This is a genomic window from Buttiauxella warmboldiae, from assembly GCF_003818135.1.
GTDB classification, from domain to species: Bacteria; Pseudomonadota; Gammaproteobacteria; order Enterobacterales; family Enterobacteriaceae; genus Buttiauxella; species Buttiauxella warmboldiae.
Window position 1 is genome coordinate 1 of the sequence record NZ_RPOH01000031.1, and the last position, 16,571, is coordinate 16,571.

The 16,571-nt window shown below is 54.1% G+C and carries 12 protein-coding genes; 10 read left to right on the forward strand and 2 right to left on the reverse strand.

Annotation, left to right across the window (positions count from 1 at the left end; translation table 11 throughout):
* The first annotated feature begins 366 nt into the window (after positions 1-366).
* The 5 genes from brnQ (at position 367) to EHN07_RS09255 (ending at position 9,407) form a co-directional block, all read left to right on the forward strand.
* Complete coding sequence (gene brnQ / locus EHN07_RS09235) at positions 367-1,689, forward strand: branched-chain amino acid transporter carrier protein BrnQ (RefSeq protein ID WP_124023879.1); 1,323 nt, start codon at positions 367-369, stop codon at positions 1,687-1,689.
* A gap of 75 nt (positions 1,690-1,764) precedes the next feature.
* On the forward strand, positions 1,765-3,123 hold the full coding sequence (gene proY / locus EHN07_RS09240; RefSeq protein ID WP_124023880.1) for a proline-specific permease ProY: 1,359 nt from the start codon (positions 1,765-1,767) through the stop codon (positions 3,121-3,123).
* A gap of 268 nt (positions 3,124-3,391) precedes the next feature.
* Positions 3,392-5,209 carry a maltodextrin glucosidase gene (malZ, locus tag EHN07_RS09245; RefSeq protein WP_124023881.1) on the forward strand — a complete coding sequence of 606 codons (1,818 nt, stop codon included), beginning with the start codon at positions 3,392-3,394 and terminating at the stop codon, positions 5,207-5,209.
* A gap of 164 nt (positions 5,210-5,373) precedes the next feature.
* Positions 5,374-8,013 carry a DUF2339 domain-containing protein gene (locus EHN07_RS09250; protein WP_124023882.1) on the forward strand — a complete coding sequence of 880 codons (2,640 nt, stop codon included), beginning with the start codon at positions 5,374-5,376 and terminating at the stop codon, positions 8,011-8,013.
* Positions 8,010-9,407, forward strand: a complete 1,398-nt coding sequence (locus EHN07_RS09255) for a DUF3999 family protein (RefSeq protein ID WP_124023883.1) — start codon at positions 8,010-8,012, stop codon at positions 9,405-9,407. Before EHN07_RS09250 ends, EHN07_RS09255 begins: the two co-directional genes overlap by 4 nt.
* Before the next feature lie 144 nt (positions 9,408-9,551).
* Here the strand turns inward: EHN07_RS09255 and EHN07_RS09260 are convergent, their stop codons facing one another.
* Positions 9,552-10,154 carry a peroxiredoxin C gene (locus EHN07_RS09260; RefSeq protein ID WP_124023884.1) on the reverse strand — a complete coding sequence of 201 codons (603 nt, stop codon included), beginning with the start codon at positions 10,152-10,154 and terminating at the stop codon, positions 9,552-9,554.
* 201 nt (positions 10,155-10,355) lie between these two features.
* A complete protein-coding gene (acpH, locus tag EHN07_RS09265) occupies positions 10,356-10,937 on the reverse strand; it encodes an ACP phosphodiesterase (protein WP_124023885.1) in 582 nt (193 codons plus the stop codon).
* A gap of 103 nt (positions 10,938-11,040) precedes the next feature.
* Between acpH and queA the strand changes: the two genes are divergently transcribed.
* The 5 genes from queA to secF all read left to right on the forward strand — a co-directional run bounded on the left by queA (position 11,041) and on the right by secF (position 16,531).
* Entirely contained in the window at positions 11,041-12,111 is a 1,071-nt protein-coding gene (gene queA, locus EHN07_RS09270) for a tRNA preQ1(34) S-adenosylmethionine ribosyltransferase-isomerase QueA (RefSeq protein WP_124023886.1), read from the forward strand.
* An 81-nt stretch (positions 12,112-12,192) separates the two neighbouring features.
* Positions 12,193-13,320, forward strand: a complete 1,128-nt coding sequence (gene tgt, locus EHN07_RS09275) for a tRNA guanosine(34) transglycosylase Tgt (protein WP_124023887.1) — start codon at positions 12,193-12,195, stop codon at positions 13,318-13,320.
* Positions 13,321-13,341: 21 nt separating this feature from the next.
* Positions 13,342-13,674: a preprotein translocase subunit YajC gene (yajC, locus tag EHN07_RS09280; RefSeq protein WP_124023888.1), complete on the forward strand. Its 333-nt coding sequence runs from the start codon at positions 13,342-13,344 to the stop codon at positions 13,672-13,674.
* Between the two features lie 27 nt (positions 13,675-13,701).
* Positions 13,702-15,549, forward strand: coding sequence for a protein translocase subunit SecD (gene secD / locus EHN07_RS09285; protein WP_124023889.1), 1,848 nt, complete (start codon positions 13,702-13,704; stop codon positions 15,547-15,549).
* Between the two features lie 10 nt (positions 15,550-15,559).
* Complete coding sequence (gene secF / locus EHN07_RS09290; RefSeq protein ID WP_124023890.1) at positions 15,560-16,531, forward strand: protein translocase subunit SecF; 972 nt, start codon at positions 15,560-15,562, stop codon at positions 16,529-16,531.
* Positions 16,532-16,571: the final 40 nt, after the last annotated feature.

Here is a 16,571-nt window from a genome sequence, read left to right on the forward strand (position 1 = left end):
ATCCTGCCTCCTACTCGATTCCATATGTCAATCGCAAACCCTTAATTGGCGCTAATTTGACCATATAATAGACCATGATCTTTTCTTGTTATTGTTCATATCCACTAAATATCTTGCTAATTAAAGCATATCAATCTGGTTTTTAGATCCGTTGTTGCCTTCAAACGCTATAAGCGTTTTAATTGCCGCCCTGTAATTAGTAGACCGACTGGATATGAGTGGGAATTCAAACAACTATTCTGCTCCACCGATCCTGGAAAGGACTTTCCGCTGTCGTAACCGTTAATTACCGCTTTTGTGCTGCGTTTCCCGGCATGAAAATTTGAAAACTTTCAACATCACACATCCACAGGCTGCAAATATTTTATGACCCATCATTTAAAATCCCGAGACATCATCGCACTGGGCTTTATGACCTTTGCGCTGTTCGTCGGCGCTGGCAATATTATTTTCCCCCCGATGGTGGGGTTACAGGCGGGTGAACACGTCTGGATGGCCTCTCTGGGCTTTCTGGTCACCGCGGTCGGTCTGCCGGTGCTGACGATTGTCGCGATTGCGCGCGTTGGCGGCGGCATTGATAGCCTGAGCTCACCCATTGGCCGCCGTGCGGGCGTACTGTTGGCAACCATCTGCTATTTAGCGGTTGGCCCACTCTTTGCCACTCCGCGTACCGCGACCGTCTCTTTTGAAGTCGGGATCGCGCCGCTGGTTGGAAGCAGCGATCTTGCGCTGTTGATCTACAGCCTGGTGTATTTCGCCGTTGTTATTGGCGTTTCTCTCTATCCGGGCAAACTGCTTGATACCGTTGGCCATGTGCTGGCGCCGGTGAAAATTGTTGCGCTGTTGGTTCTGGCTGCTGGCGCTATGTTATGGCCTGCGGGAGGGATCAGCACCGCGACGGACGCCTATCAACAGGCGGCCTTTTCTAACGGTTTCGTCAATGGCTATCTGACCATGGATACCCTGGCATCTTTGGTGTTCGGGATTGTGATTGTCAATGCGGCGCGCTCGCGCGGCGTGACCGAGTCTCGCCTGCTGACTCGCTATACCATCTGGGCTGGTTTGATTGCCGGAATTGGCTTAACGCTGATTTATCTGGCGCTGTTCCGCCTGGGTTCCGACAGCGCATCGCTGGTGGCTGACCAGCACGCTAACGGCGCGGCGATCCTGCATGCCTATGTTGCTCATACCTTCGGTGGCGCGGGCAGTTTCTTCCTGGCCGCGCTGATTTTCCTGGCCTGTATGGTGACCGCTATCGGCCTGACCTGCGCCTGCGCTGAGTTTTTCAGCCAGTATCTGCCGCTCTCTTATCGCGCGCTGGTGTTTATCCTCGGCCTGTTCTCCATGGTGGTGTCCAATCTTGGTCTGAGCCATTTGATTCAGGTTTCTATCCCGGTGCTGACGGCGATTTATCCGCCATGTATTGCACTGGTGGTGCTGAGCTTCACCCGTCCGTGGTGGCATAACTCGACGCGCGTCATTGCCCCGGCGATGCTGATCAGCACCTTATTTGGCATCATTGACGGGATTAAAGCCTCGGCAATCAGCGCTATCCTGCCTGAGTGGACGGCGCATTTGCCGCTGTCGGACCAGGGCCTGGCATGGCTTATTCCGACCATTATTATGGTGGTTATCGCCGTTGTCTGGGACCGCACCGCAGGGCGACAGGTGGCCTCAGCCGCCCATTAAAAGTATTCTTTTTCTTTAACCACGGGGCTATGCTCCGTGGTTTTTTTATTTATGGTTAAGCAGGGTGTGGAATTAATGGAAAACGCTAATAAGCTCAAGCGCGGCTTGAGTACCCGGCACATACGCTTTATGGCGTTGGGCTCGGCAATTGGCACCGGGCTGTTTTACGGCTCGGCAGACGCAATCAAGATGGCTGGCCCAAGCGTGCTGCTGGCTTATATCATCGGCGGGGTGGCGGCATATATCATCATGCGCGCGCTCGGCGAGATGTCGGTTCATAACCCTGCCGCCAGCTCTTTCTCGCGCTACGCGCAAGAGAACCTTGGCCCGCTGGCGGGTTATATCACTGGCTGGACCTACTGTTTTGAAATCCTGATTGTTGCCATTGCGGATGTCACAGCGTTTGGCATCTATATGGGGCTGTGGTTCCCGGCGGTGCCGCACTGGGTCTGGGTACTGAGCGTGGTACTGATCATTTGCGCCATTAACCTGATGAGCGTGAAGGTCTTTGGCGAGCTGGAGTTCTGGTTTTCGTTCTTCAAAGTGGCCACCATCATCATCATGATTGCTGCCGGTATTGGCATCATCGTATGGGGGATTGGGAATGGGGGCCAGGCGACGGGGATCCACAATTTGTGGACTAACGGCGGCTTCTTCAGCAACGGCTGGATTGGCATGATCATGTCGCTACAGATGGTGATGTTTGCCTACGGCGGCATTGAAATCATTGGCATTACCGCCGGTGAAGCAAAAGACCCGCAAAAATCCATTCCACGCGCGATCAACTCGGTTCCTTTACGCATTCTGGTGTTCTATGTGGGGACGCTGTTTGTCATCATGTCGATTTACCCGTGGAATCAGGTGGGGACCGAAGGCAGCCCGTTTGTGCTGACTTTCCAGCATATGGGGATAACGGCTGCGGCAGGTATTCTGAACTTTGTTGTTATCACCGCCTCGCTTTCGGCGATTAACAGCGACGTATTCGGTGTAGGCCGCATGTTGCACGGTATGGCAGAGCAGGGCAGCGCCCCAAAAGTGTTTGCTAAAACGTCGCGTAACGGCATTCCGTGGGTGACGGTTTTAGTGATGTGCTTCGCCCTGCTGCTGGCTGTGGTGCTCAATTATCTGATTCCGGAAAATGTCTTCCTGGTGATTGCATCGCTGGCAACCTTTGCCACGGTGTGGGTATGGATAATGATTCTGCTCTCGCAGATTGCTTTCCGTCGTAAACTCACGCCGGAGCAAACGAAAGCGCTGAAATTCCCGGTGCCAGGCGGCGTGGCGACCACGATAACCGGGCTGATATTCCTGGTGTTTATCATCGCGCTAATTGGCTGGCACCCGGATACCCGAATCTCGCTGTATGTGGGCTGCGTATGGATTGCCTTGCTGCTGGTGGGCTGGATGTTTAAACGCCGCCGCCGCGGAGTCTAAGTTTTATCAATGGGTGGATGGCAACACGTCATCCACCGTATCGCTCCATTTTACTTATCCCCTCCTGGTCGCTTTTCTCGTTACTGGGCTGCGGGAGATGGCAATTTTTCAGGCCGCGAGAATTCTTTGTCCTGGCCGCGCTACTTTTTACGCAAACGGCTTAATTTCTCCACCCCCGCTTTCCTCCCCCAATTAAAATAACAATGATGAGTGATATGCGCCCGCGCTATGGCAAGGTGGCGGCAATTCATTATCAGGGGATGCGATTATGTTGAATGCCTGGCACCTTCCGGTGCCCCCTTTTATACAAACACGTAAAGATAAGCTCTCTATCACGCTGTGGGTTGCAGGTGACGATCTACCGCAGCGCGTGATGCTGCGTTACGAAAAGGATAACGAAGAAACTTCAGTGCCAATGACTCGCCAGCAAGCGGCACCTGAAGAGGGGGTGACCGTCTGGCGTGGCGTCGTGGATCTTAGCGCAGGGCAGCCGCGCCGCCGCTACAGTTTTAAGCTGTTATGGGCAGATAAACAGCGCTGGTTTACACCGCAGGGACTGGCCGGCACTCCTCCCGCGCGCCTTGAACAGTTTGCTGTCGATCTTCCCGATGACGGGCCGCAGTGGGTACAGGATCAAATCTTCTATCAGATTTTCCCCGATCGCTTTGCCCGCAGCCAGCAACGCACGCAGCAGCAGGATCGGGTCTATTATCACCACGCCGCCAAACGGGATATTATTTTGCGCGACTGGAATGAGCCGCTGACCGCCGAGGCGGGGGGATCGACGTTTTATGGCGGCGATCTCGACGGCATCAGCGAAAAACTGCCTTATCTCAAAAAATTGGGTGTAACCGCGCTCTATCTGAATCCGATCTTTACCGCGCCGAGCGTGCATAAATACGATACTCAGGATTATCGCCACGTAGACGTGCAGTTTGGTGGCGACCATGCCTTCCTGCGCCTGCGGCAAAATACGCGGCGCTACGGTATGCGGCTGCTGCTCGACGGCGTGTTCAACCACAGCGGCGATACGCATCAGTGGTTTGATCGCCAGCAAACCCATGCTGCGGGGGCGAGCCATAATCCACAATCGCCATGGCGCGATTTTTACAGCTATAACGAAGAAGGGCGCGCGCTCGACTGGCTCGGCTATTCAAGCTTGCCCAAGCTTGATTACCAGTCAGCTTCACTGGTTGAGGAAATTTACCAGGGCGAAGACAGCATCGTGCGCCACTGGTTACGCGAGCCGTGGGGCATCGACGGCTGGCGGCTGGATGTGGTGCATATGCTCGGTGAAGCAGGCGGGGCACAGAATAATCTGCTGCATGTCAGCGGCATCACCAGAGCGGCAAAAGAGACCAATCCAGCAGCATATATTTTGGGCGAGCATTTTGGCGATGCGCGCCAGTGGTTGCAGAGCGATACGGAAGATGCGGCGATGAACTACCGTGGTTTCACCTTCCCGCTGTGGGGGTTCCTCGCAAACACCGATATTTCTTACGATCCGCAGCATATCGACGCGCAAACCTGCATGGCGTGGATGGATGAGTATCGCGCCGGGCTTTCTCAACAGCAGCAGCTGCGCATGTTTAACCAGCTTGATAGCCACGACACGGCTCGCTTCAAATCTATACTCGGCAACGATATTGCCCGTCTGCCGCTGGCGGTGGTGTGGCTCTACTGCTGGCCGGGCGTGCCCTGCGTCTATTACGGCGACGAAGTGGGCCTGGATGGCAATAACGATCCTTTCTGTCGTAAACCTTTCCCATGGGATCAGCAACGGCAGGATCTGCAGCTGCTGGCGCTTTACCAGCGGCTTGGCAAATTGCGCCATCAAAGCCGCGCTTTACGACACGGTGGCTGCAAGGTGATTTATGCTGAGGGCGACGTGGTGGTGTTCGTGCGTGTTTACCAGAGTGAGCGCGTGCTGGTGGCGATCAATCGTGGCGCAAAGGCGGGTCTTACGCTGCCGTGGGAGCCGCTGTTAAGCGACAAAGTCTGGACGCAGCATGAAGGGCTGGCAAAGCTTGATAACCGTGAGCTGTCGCTGCCTGCGGTTTCTGTTGCGCTGTGGCGTAGCCTTTAATCCTGTAGCCGGTTTCCCTTTCACCAGGCGGAGGGGAAAACCGGTGCGTGCTCTCCCACACGCTAACTTTTTATTACGCTGCTGTTTACCCGCCGTGAATGGCACAATCATTGGCGCTATGGCAAATTAACGCTATCTGTCTCAGCCTGTATAAAGGTCACGGCATGGACGAGTTAATCATTCTTGTGGGTCTGGCGCTCCTTGTGGCTTTGCTGCTCGGGCCCGGTCTGGCTATTGCGGCCTGGCGCAGAAGTGGAAAGGCGCATGCTGAAATCCTCTTGCTGCGGGAGCGAATTAAAACGCTGGAGCAAAATCATGCTGTCGGAACGCTGCCGCAATCCCTGAATGCAGAGCACACGCTTGCCTCGTCACCTTCCTCTGATGAAGCGCAACAAAACCTTGCGTCCCCCGCCCTTGAAAATCCCTGGGCTCATACGCAAACACGTCAGGGGCAAGCTGGCGCACAATCCGCCGATAAAAAAGATAGGCTACTTAGTGGCGTCATCTCCTCACTGATTCGCTGGTTTATGCAAGGTAACCCGCTGGCAAAACTGGGTATTATCCTGCTGTTTCTTGGATTCTCCTTTCTGCTGCGCTATACCGTCGAACGCTCGCTTTTCCCACTTGAACTGCGGCTGGTTACGGCGGCGCTTGGCGCGATCGCTTTGCTGACGTTTGGCTGGCGGCTGCGGCATAAACAGCCCGTGTATGCGCTAATTCTGCAGGGTGGAGCGACCGGCGTCCTCTATTTAACTATTTTTGCAGCCTTCCGTCTGTGGCAAATGCTGCCGATAACGCTGGCTTTTGCCTTGCTGCTTCTCGTCTGTGCGGCAAGCGTCGCGCTGGCGATATTACAACGGGCATTGAGCCTTGCCATGCTGGCAAGCCTTGGTGGCTACCTCGCGCCGATACTGCTTAGTACGGGCGTCGGCAGCCATATCGCCCTCTTCTCATTCTATTTATTACTCTCGGGCGGCATTCTGGCTATCAGTGCCTGGCAGCACTGGCGCGAGCTTAACCTGTTAGGGATGTTTTTCACTTTCGGCGTGGGAAGCTTTTGGGGGATTGTGGATTACCAGCCGCGCTTCTACCTGAGCTGCCAGCTCTTTCTGATAGCTAATATTGTTCTGTTTGGGGTGTTGAGCGTGGCCCTGTCGCTGCGTGCCCAGCATAAAGGGACGCGCATTATCGACGGCGTACTGCTGTTTGCGCCACCGCTGGTGGGTTTTGGTATGCAGTATGCCATGACCGAACACTTTATCTGGGGGCCGGCGTTAAGCGCGTCAGGCTATGGGGGCTTCTATCTGCTGCTCAGCTGGGTTGTGCTCAAACGTTACCCGCAGGCAGGTAAACCTCTGGTTCTGGCAGCCCTGGCGCTGGGCGGCGCGTTTGCCACCCTGGCCATTCCGCTGGCGCTTTCAGCACGCTGGACGTCGATGAGCTGGGCCCTGGAAGGGCTGGGAATATTATGGTTTGGTGCGCAACAGCAGCAGCGCCGCATGAGCTACAGCGGCACCGGGCTATTAGTGCTGGCCTTGCTAAGCGCCGTGTATGCTTACCTTGAAAGCGTCACGCCGCTTTCCCTGCTGATGGTGTTTGCGATTCTGAGTGCCAGCTGGCTTGTTGCCGCGTGGCTGTGGCGAGGGATTCAGGTTTACGTCAGTAATGCGTTGCTGGCCGGGGGGATCGCTTGCTGGATTGTCGCCCTGAACGGCGCCTCGTTGCTGGTATTCCACACTCAACAGGCGGCTGGGTTCAGCGTGCTTGCCCTGTCAGGGCTATCTGTCTGGCTATGGCGCTACTGCGCAATAAAGCTGCGCTGGTCAGCGATGAGAGTGGCACAGTGGCTGCTGTGGCCTGCCATACTGCTGGGTCTGAGCTATCAGCTTGTTGAGCAGCAGCATCTCTTTAGCGCTGACGGGCAAAATCTTGCCTGGTGCGTGGTGTTTCCGTCGGCAGCATTCCTGCTCTGGAGAGAAGGAGAACGCCTGCCAGCACGGGTTTCTCAGGGGCTGCATCTGTCATTTTTCTGGCTGGTTTTGCTGGCGCTGGGGATGGAATATTACTGGTTTATCCGCTCTCTGAACTGGGGGATGGAGGCGTGGCGAGCCGGGTTGACGATGGCGCTGGGGGCAACGGTTATCTTGCTGGTTCAGGCTGCCGCACGAGGTAACCTGTGGCCGTTCAAACGCTGGCCTGCGGCTTACACCCTGCTGGGCGTCCTGCCTTTGCTGCCGCTGCTGATCTTGCTGCTGCTATTTGCCAACTTGCAGGACGGCGTCGTTTTCCAGCTGCGCTATATTCCGCTGCTCAACCCGCTCGAAGAGGGGGCCGGATTCGCCCTCGTGGCCCTATTCTACTATGCGCGTAATCTCTTCCATTACCGGCCTGGCTGGGAAAAACAGCGCAAATATGTGCTGCTGGTCATCGGTGGGCTGTTGTTCTGGTGGCTGAATGGTTTACTCCTGCGGCCACTTGCGGCCTATGGCGATATTGCCTGGCAAGCTGAAAGCCTGTGGCAATCGCGTTTAGTGCAGACCAGCTTTGCCCTTTTCTGGATGCTGGTGGCGCTGCTCACTATGCTTTATGCCACGCGCCATGGCGCACGGCAAATATGGCTGGCCGGTGCCGTACTGCTGGGAGTTGTGATGGTAAAACTGATGCTGGTAGACAGCGCCAGAGGAGGCGGGCTGGCGCGGGCGATAGCTTTTATTGGCGTGGCCGTGCTGGTTTTGATTGTTGGCTATTTCTCACCTTTGCCACCAAAAGCACAGCGGGCGTTGAACCAGGGAGAAGAGGAATGAAATGGCATAAGAGAGCGATGTTGGGAGTGCTATTTGGCGTCGCGCTGCCCGTTCTGGCGGAACAAGAAAGCGCAGAGACTCCGCAGGATTATGCATATGGAAGCGAGCTGCGCCTTGCTGAGGCGTCTCCCTGGTATCGGGTCGACCTGCCGCTGAATGCGTATCAACAAAGCGCGTGGCCCGATCTGCGCGATTTACGCGTTTTTAACCGTCAGGGAGCAGCCGTTCCTTTTAGTCTTACGGCGCAAACCTCGGCGACTGTGGCTGCAGAGCCTGTCCCCATGCGTGTTTTCAGACTGGACTCTTCAACCGATGTTCCGGCTAATCAACAGAAGGGCGAAGGTCAGGAGTCTGTGCTGCTGCGTTCCAGAAACGGGGTGGAGATCCGCCTTGCGGGGGAGCAGGTTAAAAACATCGGCCAGAGTTTTTTGCTAACGCTTACGGAAAATCAACGGCAGCCCCTGTCAGTATCGCAGCTGCAGCTGATATGGGATAAGCCTGCAGAAAACTGGCAGGGCAAGGCTTCGCTCTATTTTAGTTCCGATCTGCGGGAGTGGCGTCCGCTTTCCGATGGCGTACCGCTGATGGATATAAGCAGCGGCAGCGACAGACTCGCGCTCGACAGACTGGATGTGAACCTTACGCTTACCCCCGGTGAGCCGCGCTATTTGCTGCTGGTGTTTGATGCTCAACCGCATCCGGTTCAGCTAACCGGCGTGAATGCGCTTCGCGAACATGAGTCTCAAACGCAGGAAAGTATCCATCTGAGCGCTACGGGCTATAAAATCTCCCCCACAGAGGCAGTGTGGTACTGGTCATCTCCGCAGCCGCTGGCTTCGCTCGCTATCACGCTTGAGGAAGATGGGGTCTTACCCGTGGAGATAGCCTGGCGTGGAGCAGAAAATGATGAATGGCATCCGTTTGCCAGGCAGGTTGTCTATCAGCTAAAGGATAAATCCTCACGGCCGATCAGCATGCCCTCACAACCCGTTCAGGCGGTAAAAGTAACGACGCTCAACGCGCAGCTTCCCGCATCGCTTCCTGATATTTCCGGCATCAGGGAAAGCCAGACTCTGATCTTTAATGCTCAGGGGCGCGCGCCATTTACCCTCGCATGGGGCAATAAAGCAGCAAAAAATGCCGCGCTGGAGATCGGAATGTTAATCCCCCAGGAGCTCCGTAAGGAGAGAGGGCTTGAAACCTTCCCCTGGGCACAAACGCAAAAACAGATCGCGTTAGGAGGAAAGGCGCGTTTGCATGCGCACTCTTTGGCTGAACGAAAAAGCCAGCTGCAAACTTTGCTGATTTGGGGCGTGCTGATACTCGGCGTGGCGCTGTTATTGTGGCTGGCGCTGAAACTCTGGCGTGAAGTGCAAAGCGGCAAGGGGCGATAGATAGCGGAAAAAGAAGGCTGGATTATGGGCAAAGCAGAAAAAGCGTGGTTTTTTTATTGATGGCCGCAGGGGCCGAAAAATATAAGGTTAGTCCTGAAAGCTCAGAAGGCCGCGCAAGCGGCCTTCTGGATAAACGTTCAGCGATTACAGGCTGGAAACGTTTTCGCTCAGGTATTTAGCCACGCCGTCCGGAGACGCGTTCATGCCTTCTTTCCCTTTTTCCCACTGAGCCGGGCACACTTCGCCGTGCTCTTCGTGGAATTGCAGCGCGTCAACCATACGCAGCATTTCATCAACGTTACGGCCCAGCGGCAGGTCGTTAACAACCTGGTGGCGCACGATACCGTTTTTGTCGATCAGGAACGAACCGCGCAGCGCAACGCCCGCGTCTGGATGTTCGATACCATAAGCTTTCTGAATTTCACGCTTGATGTCAGCAACCATCGCGTATTTCACTTCGCCGATACCGCCGTTCTCAACAGGGGTTTTACGCCATGCGTTGTGAACGAACTCGGAGTCAAAGGAAACGCCAACCACTTCTACGCCACGTTTCTGGAACTCTTCATAACGCTTGTCGAATGCAATCAGTTCAGACGGGCAGACGAAAGTGAAGTCCATTGGCCAGAAGAACACCACGGTAGTTTTACCCTGGGTGTGTGCTTTGAAGTTGAAGTTTTCAACGATTTCGCCACTGCCGAGAACGGCTGCAGCGGTAAAGTCAGGGGCTGGACGAGTAACCAGGACCATATGTACTCCTGTTAATTTTGTTAAAGTGAGTGTTAACGCAACGGAGGGGAGTATAGGGGTGGCAATCCCTGTAACTCAAGCATACTGCGCCAATTAATCAGATAGGATTTACCTATCAAAAAATGAATATTCCTACTGCGGTGATCCAAAATAGCCCTTTTTAGTAAAAGGGCAAGAATTTAATCGTTGCTCTGCGATCGCTTACAAATTTTTGCGTTCGGCCAGTTCCATCATGCGCGGGTAGAACTGCCAGAACAGCTCTTCGAGGGCGTCATAGTGGGTATCAAGATCCTGCCATGAAGCTCGCAAAGCATCGAGTTTTGGTCTACGCGAGGCCATCCCGTTGAGAACCTTAGCAATAAAAGCCATATCCTGATAACGCTCCAGCCAACGCTCTTCCCACAGGTATTGATTAAGATTAATAAAGCGTGGCGGCGTATCCGGCAGAAAGGGTTCGATATTGGCGCGTGCATAAGCGACAAATTCCGCCAGCGGTATATCGGGACTTAGCGCGTGCCAGTGACGTGAAACGAAATGATCCCACATCACATCCAGCGTTATTGGTGCGACGCGTCGGGTTTCCGGGCGGAACCATTGCCGCGCAATCGCCACTTCCGGTAAACCATCGGTCAGAACATCCACACGGCGGTGCATACGGATACCTTCCACCACCTTGCCGGGAAAGCTTTCATCCGGATTACCGCGCACGAAATCGGCGAGCAAATTCCCCAGAAGCGAGCTGTCAGCAAGGCTTGCGAGATGTAAATGAGCGAGAAAATTCATAGTAACCTTATTGGTAAATGGCTTTCGGGAGGCTTATTCCTTGCAGGGAAAGCCCCCTGGCACTAGACTGTAGCGCCTCTTTTTAAGTCTGAGTTTTTAAGCCATGCGTGTTGCTGATTTCTCCTTTGAACTACCCGAATCCCTGATTGCTCACTATCCGCAGGCGCAACGCAGCGCGTGCCGTTTGCTGTCGCTCAACGGGCCGACGGGAGAGTTAACGCATGGCACTTTCACCGATCTGCTCGACAAGCTCAACCCAGGGGATCTGCTGGTGTTTAATAATACCCGCGTGATCCCGGCGCGCCTTTTTGGCCGTAAAGCGAGCGGCGGCAAGATTGAAGTGCTGGTCGAGCGTATGCTTGATGACAAACGTATTCTGGCGCATATCCGCGCCTCTAAAGCACCGAAACCGGGCGCTGAGCTGTTGCTGGGCGATGATGAAAGCGTACATGCTACGATGGTTGCGCGCCATGATGCGCTGTTTGAAGTGCAGTTTGAAGATGAACGCAGCGTGCTCGATATCTTAAACAGCATTGGCCATATGCCGCTGCCGCCGTATATCGATCGCCCGGATGAAGATTCAGACCGCGAGTTATATCAGACCGTTTATAGCCAGAAACCTGGCGCGGTTGCCGCACCGACGGCAGGGCTGCATTTTGACGAACCCTTACTGGAAGCGCTGCGCAACAAAGGCATTGAGCAGGCGTTTGTCACCCTGCACGTAGGAGCCGGAACATTCCAGCCGGTGCGCGTTGACAGCATTGAAGACCACATCATGCACTCCGAATATGCGGAAGTGCCGCAGGACGTGGTTGATGCCGTGTTAGCCTGTAAAGCGCGCGGCAATCGCGTTATCGCGGTTGGCACCACCTCGGTTCGTTCGCTGGAAAGTGCGGCGCAGGCCGCAAAAAATGACCTGATCGAACCTTTCTTTGGCGACACACAAATTTTCATCTACCCGGGTTATCAATACAAAGTGATTGATGCGCTGGTGACCAATTTCCACCTGCCGGAATCGACGCTGATCATGCTTGTTTCCGCGTTTGCTGGCTATAAAAACACCATCAACGCCTATAAAGAAGCCGTAAGTTCCGAATATCGCTTTTTTAGTTACGGGGATGCCATGTACATCACGTACAATCCGCAGGCGATTAATGAGCGCCCTGGCGCTTAACTATTGAATACTGCGCCGCTGGCTAACGCCGACGGCGTTTTGTCTTAACCATCAGACTGTTTATCTGATGCAGGAGAAAATGTGAAATTTGAATTAGATACCACCGACGGACGCGCTCGCCGTGGCCGCCTGGTGTTTGAGCGCGGCGTAGTTGAAACGCCTGCTTTTATGCCGGTTGGCACTTACGGCACCGTAAAAGGGATGACGCCGGAAGAAGTGGAAGCCACTGGCGCGCAGATTATTCTGGGTAATACCTTCCACCTGTGGCTGCGTCCGGGCCAGGAAATTATGAAGTTGCACGGCGACCTACATGATTTCATGCAGTGGAAAGGTCCGATCCTGACCGACTCCGGCGGTTTCCAGGTGTTCAGCCTGGGTGATATCCGCAAGATTACCGAAGCAGGCGTGCATTTCCGTAACCCCATCAACGGCGATGCGATCTTCCTCGATCCAGAAAAATCCATGGAAATTCAATACGATCTCGGCTCCGATATCGTGATGATCTTTGATGAATGTACCCCGTACCCCGCTGACTGGGATTATGCAAAACGTTCCATGGAGATGTCGCTGCGCTGGGCGCAGCGTAGCCGCGATCGCTTTGATTCCCTTGAGAATAAAAATGCGCTGTTCGGCATTATTCAGGGCAGCGTTTACGAAGATTTACGTGATATCTCGGTAAAAGGTCTGGTAGAGATCGGCTTTGATGGCTACGCTGTCGGCGGCCTGGCGGTAGGTGAGCCGAAGGAAGACATGCACCGGATTCTGGAGCATGTTTGCCCGCAAATTCCTGCTGACAAGCCTCGTTACCTGATGGGCGTAGGGAAACCGGAAGATCTGGTGGAAGGTGTTCGCCGCGGTATTGATATGTTCGACTGCGTAATGCCAACCCGTAATGCACGTAATGGCCATCTTTTTGTCACCGACGGCGTGGTAAAAATCCGCAATGCGAAGCATAAAGATGATACTTCACCGCTGGATGCCGAGTGTGATTGCTATACGTGTCGCAATTATTCACGTGCTTACTTGCATCATCTTGATCGTTGCAACGAAATACTCGGCGCACGGCTCAACACTATTCATAACTTGCGCTATTACCAGCGTTTAATGGCTGGTTTACGCCAGGCTATTGAAGAGGGTAAATTAGAGCTCTTCGTGAGTGATTTTTACCAGCGAACAGGTAAACCCGTTCCACCTTTGAATGTCGATTAATTTAATAATGAGGGATTTTTAATGAGCTTTATCATTTCTGATGCGGTTGCTGCAACAGGTGCTCCGGCGCAGGGTAGCCCGTACTCTTTGATTCTTATGCTGGTGGTATTCGGTCTGATCTTCTATTTCATGATCCTGCGCCCACAGCAAAAACGTACCAAAGAGCATAAAAAGCTGATGGACTCCATCGGGAAAGGGGATGAAGTGCTGACTACCGGTGGTCTGGTGGGTCGCGTAGTGAAAGTAGCTGAAACTGGCTATATCTCTATCGCGCTCAATGACACCACCGAAGTGGTTATCAAGCGTGATTTCGTAGCTGCCGTTCTGCCGAAAGGCACTATGAAGGCGCTGTAATATTCGTTTTTCCCTAAGGGAACTACCGTGCTAAACCGCTATCCTTTGTGGAAGTACATCATGCTGATCGTCGTGTTTATCGTCGGTCTGCTATACGCACTTCCCAACCTATATGGTGAGGATCCGGCAGTTCAGATCACTGGCGCGCGCGGCGTCGCCGCCAGTGAGCAAACGCTGATCCAGGTCCAGAACACCTTAAACGCAGAAAAAATTACCGCTAAGTCTGTGGCCCTTGCTGAGGGTGCGATTCTTGCACGCTTTGACACCACTGACACCCAGCTGCGCGCTCGTGAAGCGCTGATGAGCGTGCTTGGCGATAAATACGTCGTCGCTCTTAACCTTGCTCCAGCCACGCCTCGCTGGCTATCCGCAATCTCCGCAGAGCCGATGAAACTCGGTCTTGATCTGCGTGGTGGCGTGCACTTCCTGATGGAAGTGGATATGGATACCGCCCTGAGTAAACTTCAGGAGCAGACCATTGATAACCTGCGCACCGATTTGCGCGACAAGAGCATTGCCTACACCAACGTGCGTAAAGCCGATAACTATGGTGTCAATGTTGTTTTCCGTGACGGCAAAACGCGTGATGACGCGATCTCTTATTTAACGCCACGCCATCGCGATCTGGTGATGTCGGCGCAGGGCAGCAACGCAATGCGTGCGGTGATGACCGATGCTCGCCTGAGCGAAGCGCGTGAGTATGCCGTTCAACAGAACATTAATATTCTGCGTAACCGCGTAAACCAGCTGGGTGTGGCTGAACCTCTGGTACAGCGCCAGGGTGCTGACCGCATCGTGGTTGAACTGCCGGGTATTCAGGATACCGCGCGTGCGAAAGAGATTCTTGGCGCGACGGCAACGCTTGAATTCCGTCCGGTTAACACCAACGTGGATGCTTCCGCTGCGGCCTCTGGCCGTGTACCGGGCGATTCCGAAGTGAAACAGACCCGTGAGGGTCAACCGGTTGTGCTGTACAAGCGTGTGATTCTGACCGGCGACCACATCACTGACTCGACGTCCAGCACCGATGAATACAACCAGGCTCAGGTGAATATTTCACTGGATAGCGCTGGCGGCAACATCATGTCTAACTTCACCAAAGACAACATCGGCAAACCCATGGCGACGCTGTTTGTGGAGTACAAAGACAGCGGTAAGAAAGATGCCACGGGCCGCTCGATGCTGGCGAAACAAGAAGAAGTTATCAACGTGGCGAACATTCAGTCGCGCCTGGGTAACAGCTTCCGTATCACCGGTATCAGCAACCCGAACGAAGCGCGTCAGCTCTCTCTGCTGCTGCGTGCTGGTGCGTTGATTGCGCCTATTCAGATTGTTGAAGAGCGTACCATCGGCCCAACCCTGGGTATGGAAAACATCAAGCAGGGTCTGGAAGCATGCCTGGCAGGTCTGGCGGTTTCAATCATCTTTATGCTGTTCTTCTATAAGAAGTTTGGCCTGATTGCAACCTCTGCACTGCTGGTGAACCTGGTGATGATCGTGGGGATTATGTCCCTGTTGCCGGGGGCTACGCTCACCATGCCGGGGATTGCGGGGATTGTGTTAACCCTTGCGGTAGCCGTCGATGCCAACGTACTGATAAATGAACGTATTAAGGAAGAGCTTAGTAACGGACGTTCGATACAGCAGGCTATCCACGAAGGTTACCATGGCGCGTTCAGCTCAATTTTCGATGCCAACATTACGACGCTAATCAAGGTCATCATCCTGTATGCCGTAGGCACCGGGGCAATTAAAGGCTTTGCAATCACAACCGGTATTGGTGTGGCGACGTCCATGTTTACCGCCATCGTCGGTACCCGTGCCATCGTAAACCTGTTGTACGGCGGCAAACGCATCAACAAGCTGTCTATCTGAGGAGTGCGTTGTGGCACAGGAATATACTGTTGAACAATTAAACTACGGCCGTAGAGTCCATGACTTTATGCGCTGGGATTTCTGGGCTTTCGGTATTTCCGGCTGCCTGTTAATCCTTTCTGTCGCCATTATCGGCGTGAAAGGATTTAACTGGGGTCTGGATTTCACCGGCGGTACGGTAATCGAAATCTCGCTGGAAAAACCGGCCGATTTGGACCAGATGCGCCAGGCCTTGCAGAAAGCGGGCTTTGCTGAGCCGCTGGTGCAGAACTTCGGCAGCAGCCGTGACATTATGGTGCGCATGCCACCTGCCCAGGGGGAAACCGGTGGTCAGGTGTTGGGCAGCAAAGTCGTTAGCGTGATTAACGAAGCAACCCAGCAGGATGCTACCGTCAAGCGTATCGAGTTCGTCGGCCCAAGCGTGGGGGCGGATCTAGCGCAGAACGGTGCGTTAGCGCTGCTGGCCGCCCTGATCTCGATTCTGGTTTACGTAGGCTTCCGCTTTGAGTGGCGTCTGGCTGCCGGTGTGGTTATCGCACTGATGCACGACGTGATCATTACTCTGGGAGTACTGTCGCTATTCCACATTGAGATTGACCTGACCATCGTTGCCTCGTTGATGTCGGTTATCGGCTACTCACTTAACGACAGCATCGTGGTATCGGACCGTATTCGTGAGAATTTCCGCAAGATCCGCCGCGGTACGCCGTATGAAATCTTCAACGTCTCTTTGACGCAGACGCTGCAACGTACGTTGATTACTTCCGGTACGACACTGGTTGTGATTCTGATGCTGTATCTCTTCGGTGGGGCAATGCTGAAAGGCTTCTCGCTGACGATGCTTATCGGCGTTTCTATCGGTACGGTTTCTTCTATCTACGTGGCGTCCGCGCTGGCGCTGAAGCTGGGCATGAAGCGCGAGCACATGCTGCAGCAGAAAGTCGAGAAAGAAGGGGCGGATCAGCCGTCGATTCTGCCTTAGTACTTGTTGAGTCGCTAAATAAAAGGTTCATCGCGCTTTA

Excerpts from the sequence above, each read along its gene's own strand:
- proY (WP_124023880.1), top strand. The coding sequence starts at position 1,765 with ATGGAAAACGCTAATAAGCTCAAGCGCGGCTTGAGTACCCGGCACATA.
- brnQ (WP_124023879.1), top strand. The coding sequence starts at position 367 with ATGACCCATCATTTAAAATCCCGAGACATCATCGCACTGGGCTTTATG.
- EHN07_RS09250 (WP_124023882.1), top strand. The coding sequence starts at position 5,374 with ATGGACGAGTTAATCATTCTTGTGGGTCTGGCGCTCCTTGTGGCTTTG.
- EHN07_RS09260 (WP_124023884.1), bottom strand. The coding sequence starts at position 10,154 with ATGGTCCTGGTTACTCGTCCAGCCCCTGACTTTACCGCTGCAGCCGTT.
- acpH (WP_124023885.1), bottom strand. The coding sequence starts at position 10,937 with ATGAATTTTCTCGCTCATTTACATCTCGCAAGCCTTGCTGACAGCTCG.
- yajC (WP_124023888.1), top strand. The coding sequence starts at position 13,342 with ATGAGCTTTATCATTTCTGATGCGGTTGCTGCAACAGGTGCTCCGGCG.
- queA (WP_124023886.1), top strand. The coding sequence starts at position 11,041 with ATGCGTGTTGCTGATTTCTCCTTTGAACTACCCGAATCCCTGATTGCT.
- malZ (WP_124023881.1), top strand. The coding sequence starts at position 3,392 with ATGTTGAATGCCTGGCACCTTCCGGTGCCCCCTTTTATACAAACACGT.
- EHN07_RS09255 (WP_124023883.1), top strand. The coding sequence starts at position 8,010 with ATGAAATGGCATAAGAGAGCGATGTTGGGAGTGCTATTTGGCGTCGCG.